This window comes from Pseudomonas sp. PNPG3 (assembly GCF_023093815.1).
GTDB lineage: Bacteria > Pseudomonadota > Gammaproteobacteria > Pseudomonadales > Pseudomonadaceae > Aquipseudomonas > Aquipseudomonas asiatica.
In genome coordinates, this window is sequence record NZ_JALLKV010000101.1 from 1 (window position 1) to 7,181 (window position 7,181).

The following is a 7,181-nucleotide window of genomic DNA, read 5'->3' on the forward strand; positions in this document are numbered from 1 at the left end:
CCCCCCCCCCCCCCCCCCCCCCGGGGGGGGGGGGGGGGGGGGGGGGGGGGGGGGGGGCCCCCCCCCCCCCCCGCGGCGATGGGCTGCAAAGCAGCCCCAATGATCCAGGCCTGGTCGCGAAATCAGCGATCCGGCAAGGTGATGTTCAGCTCAAGAATCGAGCAGCTACCCTGGTTTTCCAGCTCGATATGCACATCATCGTTGCCGATGTTCACATATTTGCGGATCACTTCCAGCAGTTCTTTCTGCAGCGCTGGTAGGTAGTCCGGTTCGCTGCGTTGGCCGCGCTCGTGCGCCACGATGATCTGTAGACGCTCTTTCGCTACCGACGCGCTGGTCTGTTTCTGTCTGCCACGAAAGAAGTCAAAAAGGTTCATGGTTTACTTGCCTCCAAACAGGCGCGCGAAGAATCCTTGCTTCGGCACTTCGATGAACCGCAGGGGCTTTTCTTTGCCCAGCAGACGGTCGACGGTATCGCTATAGGCCTGGCCGGCATCGCTCTGGTCGTCGAGGATGACCGGGATACCCTGGTTGGAAGCCTTGAGCACTGCCTGGCTCTCGGGGATCACACCCTTGAGCTTGATCGCCAGGATCTCTTCGACGTCGGCGATGCTCAGCATTTCGCCCTTTTCCACGCGCTCCGGGTGGTAGCGGGTGATCAGCAGGTGTTCCTTGATCGGCTCTTCGCCGTTCTCGGAGCGGCGCGACTTGCTCGACAGGATGCCCAGCATGCGGTCGGAGTCTCGTACCGAGGATACCTCAGGGTTGGTGACCACGACGGCTTCGTCGGCAAAGTACATGGCCAGGTGTGCGCCTTTCTCGATACCGGCCGGCGAGTCGCAGATGACGAAGTCGAAGTCTTTCTTCAGCTCCATCAGGACCTTTTCCACGCCTTCCTGGGTCAGCGCGTCCTTGTCACGGGTCTGGCTGGCGGCCAGCACGTACAGGTTCTCGAGGCGCTTGTCCTTGATCAGGGCCTGTTGCAGGTTGGCTTCGCCGTTGACCACGTTGACGAAGTCGTACACCACGCGGCGTTCGCAGCCCATGATCAGGTCGAGGTTACGCAGGCCCACGTCGAAGTCGACGATGACGGTCTTGTGGCCACGCAGTGCGAGGCCGGTACCAATGGCGGCGCTGGTGGTGGTCTTGCCCACACCCCCCTTGCCGGAAGTAACCACGATAATCTTGGCCAAGGTGTTTCACCCCTAAAATAATCGGGACACACGTCCCTGCAAAAATACAAATAAATGGCAACGGTAAGAAAAGTTGCACTAAAAATGCTGGCAAGTATCCGTTAAAGACGGGTGATGTTCAACACGTCGCCAGACAGGCTGACTTGCACGCCGGTGCCCCACAGCGGGTCGCGGCGCAGGTCCTCGCAGACCTTGTACTGGCCGGCGATGGAGACCATTTCGGCGGTCATCTGCTGACAGAAGATACGTGCCTTGGTATTGCCTTTGATGCCGGCCAGGGCGCGGCCGCGCATGGCGCCGTACACATGGATGTTGCCATCGGCCAGAAGTTCCGCCCCCGGGCTGACCGAAGCGGTCACCACCAGGTCGCCGCCCTGGGCGTAGATCTGCTGGCCGCCACGTACTGGCGCAGTGATGATGCGGGTCGGGCGCACCTCGGGTTGGAGGATTGGTGGCGGGACAGGGGCCGGCTCGGGCTTCTTCACCTCGGGTTCGGGCTCCAGCGGCCGCTCGCGCGCGCCGGATGGCGGCAGCACCGGCAGGTCGATGGCGATGGCGGCGGCGATGTCCTCGATGCGGTTGGCACGGATGGCCAGGGTACGCAGGCCGTGGTGGCGGCAGATCCGCATCAAGCCGGGCAGGTCGATTGCCCCCTCGTCGGCCGGCAGCTTGTCCAGCGCCAGCACCAGTGGCGTGTTGCTGAAGAAGTTCGGTGCCTGGGCGACTTTGGCCGCCAGTTGGCGGTCGAGGGCTTCAAGGTCATTGCGCGCCAGCTCCAGCACTGTAATGGCGAGCATGCTGCCCTTGAGCTGGAACACGGAGGCGGTGTCGGGTGTGTGGTTTGGGCTCATGGTCTGCATAGACGGCTTGTTGCGAAAAAAGTGCCCTGACTTATAACGATAAGACCGGTTGCCCGCAACATGCGCTGATCCGTTGTAGAATGCGCGGCCTTTGTCTTTCCGGAAGCTTCAATGGAACGCCCGCGTTTTCGTCCCTATTTCCTTCACCCACGTTTCTGGGGCCTGTGGCTGGGCCTGGGCCTGCTGTGGCTGGTGGTCCAGTTGCCGTACCGGGTCCTGTTGAAAGTCGGTGCCGCGCTGGGAGCGGTGATGTACCGCTTTGCCGGTGAGCGGCGGCGCATTGCCGCGCGCAACCTGGAGCTGTGCTTCCCGGAGCTGTCGGTCGACGAACGGCAGCGCCTGCTCAAGGCCAACTTCGCCTCCACCGGTATCGCCTTCTTCGAAATGGCCATGAGCTGGTGGTGGCCCAAGGCCCGGTTGGCGCGCCTGGCCCATGTCGAGGGGCTGGAGCACCTGCAGGCCGCCCAGCAGGCGGGGCAGGGCGCCATCCTGATGGCGGTGCACTTCACCACCCTGGAGATCGGCGCCGCACTGCTGGGCCAGCATCACACCATCGATGGCATGTACCGCGAGCACGGCAACCCGCTGTTCGACTTCATCCAGCGCAGCGGCCGCGAGCGGCATAACCTCGACTCGCTGGCGGTGGAGCGCGAGGACGTGCGCGGCATGCTCAAGCTGCTGCGTTCGGGCCGGGCGATCTGGTACGCACCTGACCAGGACTACGGCGCCAAGCAGAGCCTGTTCGTGCCGCTGTTCGGCATCCCGGCGGCGACGGTGACCGCTACCACCAAGTTTGCCCGGTTGGGCAAGGCGCAGGTGATTCCGTTCACCCAGAAGCGCCTGGAGGACGGCAGCGGCTATCGCCTGGTGATCCACCCGCCGCTGGCGGATTTCCCCGGGGAGAGCGAAGAGGCTGACTGCCTGCGAATCAACCAGTGGGTGGAAAGCGTGTTGCGCGAATGCCCCGAGCAGTACCTTTGGGCGCATCGCCGGTTCAAGTCGCGACCCGAAGGGGAGCCGCGGCTGTATGACAAGAAGAAGCGCTGAATTTTGTTTTGCCTGTGCCGGCCCACCAACCCCAGGAAGGACTCCTATGGCCCCACCCCCGGTAACCGGTCTTATCCTTTCTGGCGGCGGCGCCCGCGCCGCCTACCAGGTGGGCGTGCTGGCCGGCATTGCCGAGTTGCTGCCCGCCGGCGCGCACAACCCGTTCCCGGTCATCGTGGGCACCTCCGCCGGGGCCATCAACGCCGTCACCCTGGCCAGCGGCGCCACCCATTTCAGCGACGCCGTACAACGGCTCACCGCCTTCTGGCAGAACTTCCGCAGCCACCTGGTCATCCGCAGCGACTGGCCCGGTGTGGTCCGCCAGGCCAGCCGCTTCGTTGCCCACAACCTGCTGGGCGTGGGTGGCCCGGCGCCAGTGGCGCTCCTGGACAGCAGCCCATTGCGCGGCTTGCTGCAGGCGCACCTGAACCTGGACGGTATCGCCCACTCCCTGGCCGCCGAGCAACTGCGCGCCGTCGCGGTGACCGCGTTTGGCTACGAGTCCGGCCAGGCGGTGACCTTCTACCAGGGCCGCGGCACCATCGAAGCCTGGTTGCGCCATCGCCGTATCGGCATGCCCACGCCATTGACCATCGATCATCTGCTGGCCAGCGCGGCCATCCCGTTGCTGTTCGCCCCGGTGCGGCTGGGTGATGAATATTTCGGCGATGGTGCGGTGCGCCAGTCGGCACCGATCAGCCCGGCCCTGCACCTGGGCGCCAGCCGGGTACTGGTGGTCGGGGTCAGCGGCAACCCGCAGCGGCCGGCGCCACCGCTACCGACCCAGCGGGTGTTCAGCGGGCAGCAGCCGAGCCTGGCGCAGATCGGCGGACACATGCTCAACAGTACGTTCATTGACAGCCTGGAAGACGACATCGAGCTGCTGCAGCGCCTCAACCACCTGAGCCACCTGTTGCCGGCGCACCTGGACGCCCGGCGCTTGGGCCTGGCGCCGATCGACGTGCTGGTGGTGGCGCCCAGCCAGCCGCTGGACGAGATTGCCGCGCGACATCGGCGCGAGTTGCCGGCGGCGTTGCGCATGTTCCTGCGTGGGCCGGGGGCGACGCGTACCAGCGGGGCGGGGGTGTTGAGCTATTTGCTGTTCGAGGCCAGTTACTGCAGCGAGCTGATAGAGCTGGGGCGAAAGGATGCCTTGGCCAAGAAGCGGGAGCTTTGCCAGTTCCTGGGGATTTGATGTTGCTTGTGCCGGCCTCTTCGCGGGTAAACCCGCTCCCACAGGGATCGCACGATACCCGCGAAGAGGCCTGGCCTGCCTACTCGGCTATCTGCAACTTGCGCGCCTGGGTATACACATACCGCACCTTCTCGTACTCGAACGGCGAGTTGAGCTGGCCATAGCGGAATTTGGTGCTGTAGCGCTTGTCCACCACGCGCAGCACGGAGATTTCCGGGTGGTCGCTGCTGGCTTCGGCCACGTTCAGGTAGTTGATCGCCTGTTCGCCTGCATAGTCCACCACCAGCCCGGTGGTATCGCGCAGGTTCGAAGGCCCCAGCACCGGCAGCATCAGGTACGGCCCGTCCGGTACGCCATAGAAGCCCAAGGTCTGGCCGAAGTCTTCACTTTGCCGCGGCAGGCCCATCTTGGTTGCCGGGTCCCAAAGCCCACCCACGCCGATGATGGTGTTGAACATCAGCCGCGCGGTGATCTCGGCCGAGCGCTTGGCCTTGAGCTGCAACACGCTGTTGAACAGGTTCGGCACGTCGCCCAGGTTGTTGAAGAAGTTGGTCACCCCGGTGCGCACGAAGCGCGGGGTGACGTACTGGTAGCCGCTTACCATCGGCAGCAGCACCCATTGGTCCAGGCGGTAGTTGAAGTGATAGACGCGCCGGTTGATCGACTCCAGCGGGTCGTACACGTTCAGCGCTTGCAGGGTGGAGCGCTCGAACTCGCGCTGGTCCAGCCCCGGGTTGAATTTCAGCTCACGCAGCGGGTCGAGGAAACCATCGGTCTCGGGCGCCAGTGGCGCTTCGGTGACTTGCGGGTCGGCCTCGACCACGCTGGCCCGGGGGGCGGTTTCGGCAGCCAGGGTGTGGCCGGCGGCGAACAGGGCAGTGGCGAAGAGGAGTTTGTTAACCACGGAAGAACTCCAGCATGGCGTCACTGTTGACGCGGTAGTTGAGGTTGCCGCAATGGCCGCCATGGGGGTAAAGGGTCAGACGCTCACCGAACACCTTGCGCAGGAAGCCGATGTCACCAGGGCCGAGGATGACGTCGTCGGCGTTGTGCATAACGGCGATCTTGTCGCTGCTGCTCAGGTAGTCTTCAAGTGCATACAGGCTGACCTGGTTGACCAGTTGCAGGATGCTGTTGCCGTCGGTCCGGGCGCGCCACATGGGGATGACCTGCTCGGTCATGTAGCAGTCGAAGTCGCACTGCAGGGCACGCTTGAAGAATGGCGTGAGGCTGCTGCCCTCGGTGATCGGGAACTTCGGCGGAATAATCAGGCCGCGGCGGTTGATCAGGTCGGAGGTAAAGGCAATGTCGGCCGCCGAGAAGCGGAACGAGGTGCCGATCAGCATGGCCATCTGCTCGTTGGACAGGTGCTGGCGCGACTGCTGGAAGTCGTACAGCAGGGCCTCATTGAGGTCGATGTAGCCCTTTTCCTGGAAGTAGCGGGTCAGCTTGGCCAACATCAGCTCGTAGAAGGTGGTGCTGCGGTCGATGCCCTTGACCTGGGTCTGCACCAGCTTGTCCAGGTTGTTGATCGAGGTGTACAGGTTGACCGGCGGGTTCAGCAGCAGTACGCGCTTGAAGTTGAAGCTGCGGCGGGTTTCGTCCAGGTGGCTGACAAAGGCAGCGTCGAGTGCGCCCAGGCTGTAGCCGGTGAGGTAGAACTCGCTGATCGGCAGGCGCGGGTGCTGGGCACGCACGGCCTGCATCACCCGGTACATGTCTTCGGCATCCTCCTGGCTGACGCCTGGGGTGGCGAAGCGCGAGGCGGCGCTCATGAAGTCGTAACTGGTTGGCGACGACAGCTGCACCACGTGGAAGCCGGCCTGGTAGAACAGCTTCTTCAGGTATTCGTTGATGCTGCTGGTGTAGGGCGCACCGGTGCCGGCGATGATGAAGATCAGCGGCGCCTCGCGGTCCTGGCGGGCCAGGCGGTACTTGAGCTTTTTCACCGCCCAGAAATTGTCCGGCAGAGTGAATTCACGGTCCGGGCGCAGGTTGAGGCTGTAGTCGGACTGGTTGATTTCGTCATCTTCGGGCAGGGTGGGGCGCTGGTCCGGTGGCGTGGTGGCGATGGTTGCCTCGAACGGGTTGGTCAAGGGAAAACCATAGCTCGCGGCGTCGATATCCCGCGCCGAAGCGGCCACAGCCATGAGCAGGCCACCGAGCAAGGCAGCGAGGCGCAAAGATCGAAGCATGTAATCCCCCAAAAGAACGCAAGGTCGAGCAGTGTGCAGGCTAGGACCACAACGGGCCGGGCAAAGTTGCCAGGTGCGGTGGTCTTTGGTGTGCTTGTTATCTGCAACATAGCTGCAGGGATGTGATTTTGCCTTACAACTGGGCATAAGCGATCATGGATGCTTTCGATTACCGCTATTGGAGAGCTGGATGTCTCGTTCGCTGCCGGCTGCGCTGCTTGTGCTGTTTCTGGGGCTCTGGCTTGCTGCCAGTTATGGCGTGCGCTATGGGCTGATGGAGGACGGGCAGTGGGTGGGGCTGTGCACGGCGCCGGCGGCGTACTGGCAGGCGGTCTTTGCTGGGGTTGGGCATTCATCATCAGGTGATGGCCTGGAGCGGGCTGGCGCTGGCGCTGCTGGCGCAGGTCTTTGCCGGCCGTGGCGGCTGGTGGCTGGCGGTGGTGGCGTTGGTATTCGCGGTGCCGGCACTGGTGCTGTATACCGCCAGCATTGCCGTGTTCGCGCTGGTGTTGGCGGGGTTGCGCTTGGTCCGCTTGGTCAGGTTGCCGGATCAAGGCTGAAAGGGGCCGCTTTGCGGCCCATCGCAGGCAAGCCAGCTCCCACAGGGACCGCGCCGATTTCATAGGCAGCATAACTCCTGTGGGAGATTCTATGGTTTTAGGGAAGTTTTTTAAGCGGCTTTTGACCGATA

7 protein-coding genes and 1 pseudogene are annotated in these 7,181 nt (G+C 63.7%); 3 read left to right on the forward strand and 5 right to left on the reverse strand.

What is annotated here, in order from left to right:
• Positions 1 to 122: 122 nt before the first annotated feature.
• The 3 genes from minE to minC form a co-directional block, all read right to left on the reverse strand.
• On the reverse strand, positions 123 to 377 hold the full coding sequence (minE, locus tag MJ643_RS29865) for a cell division topological specificity factor MinE (RefSeq protein WP_003252572.1): 255 nt from the start codon (positions 375 to 377) through the stop codon (positions 123 to 125).
• 3 nt (positions 378 to 380) lie between these two features.
• Entirely contained in the window at positions 381 to 1,193 is an 813-nt protein-coding gene (gene minD / locus MJ643_RS29870) for a septum site-determining protein MinD (RefSeq protein WP_013971423.1), read from the reverse strand.
• Positions 1,194 to 1,294: 101 nt separating this feature from the next.
• The gene (gene minC, locus MJ643_RS29875) at positions 1,295 to 2,053 is read right to left on the reverse strand and encodes a septum site-determining protein MinC (protein ID WP_247727229.1); all 759 of its coding nucleotides are present in this window, start codon (positions 2,051 to 2,053) and stop codon (positions 1,295 to 1,297) included.
• A gap of 111 nt (positions 2,054 to 2,164) precedes the next feature.
• Here minC and MJ643_RS29880 point away from each other — a divergent pair, with 111 nt between their 5' ends.
• Both MJ643_RS29880 and MJ643_RS29885 read left to right on the forward strand, forming a co-directional pair.
• Positions 2,165 to 3,100, forward strand: coding sequence for a lipid A biosynthesis lauroyl acyltransferase (locus MJ643_RS29880; protein WP_054573876.1), 936 nt, complete (start codon positions 2,165 to 2,167; stop codon positions 3,098 to 3,100).
• Between the two features lie 46 nt (positions 3,101 to 3,146).
• Positions 3,147 to 4,295 (forward strand): patatin-like phospholipase family protein, encoded by a 1,149-nt coding sequence (locus tag MJ643_RS29885; protein WP_013971426.1) that lies wholly within the window; start codon positions 3,147 to 3,149, stop codon positions 4,293 to 4,295.
• Between the two features lie 79 nt (positions 4,296 to 4,374).
• On the opposite strand, the gene MJ643_RS29890 is transcribed toward MJ643_RS29885, so the two are convergent.
• Together MJ643_RS29890 and MJ643_RS29895 are read right to left on the reverse strand one after the other, a co-directional pair.
• Positions 4,375 to 5,199, reverse strand: a complete 825-nt coding sequence (locus tag MJ643_RS29890) for a VacJ family lipoprotein (protein WP_247727230.1) — start codon at positions 5,197 to 5,199, stop codon at positions 4,375 to 4,377.
• Positions 5,192 to 6,490: a hypothetical protein gene (locus MJ643_RS29895; protein WP_003260096.1), complete on the reverse strand. Its 1,299-nt coding sequence runs from the start codon at positions 6,488 to 6,490 to the stop codon at positions 5,192 to 5,194. The genes MJ643_RS29890 and MJ643_RS29895 overlap by 8 nt, the downstream gene beginning before the upstream one ends.
• Before the next feature lie 190 nt (positions 6,491 to 6,680).
• Here MJ643_RS29895 and MJ643_RS29900 point away from each other — a divergent pair.
• Positions 6,681 to 7,050, forward strand: a pseudogene (locus tag MJ643_RS29900) (hypothetical protein).
• Positions 7,051 to 7,181: the final 131 nt, after the last annotated feature.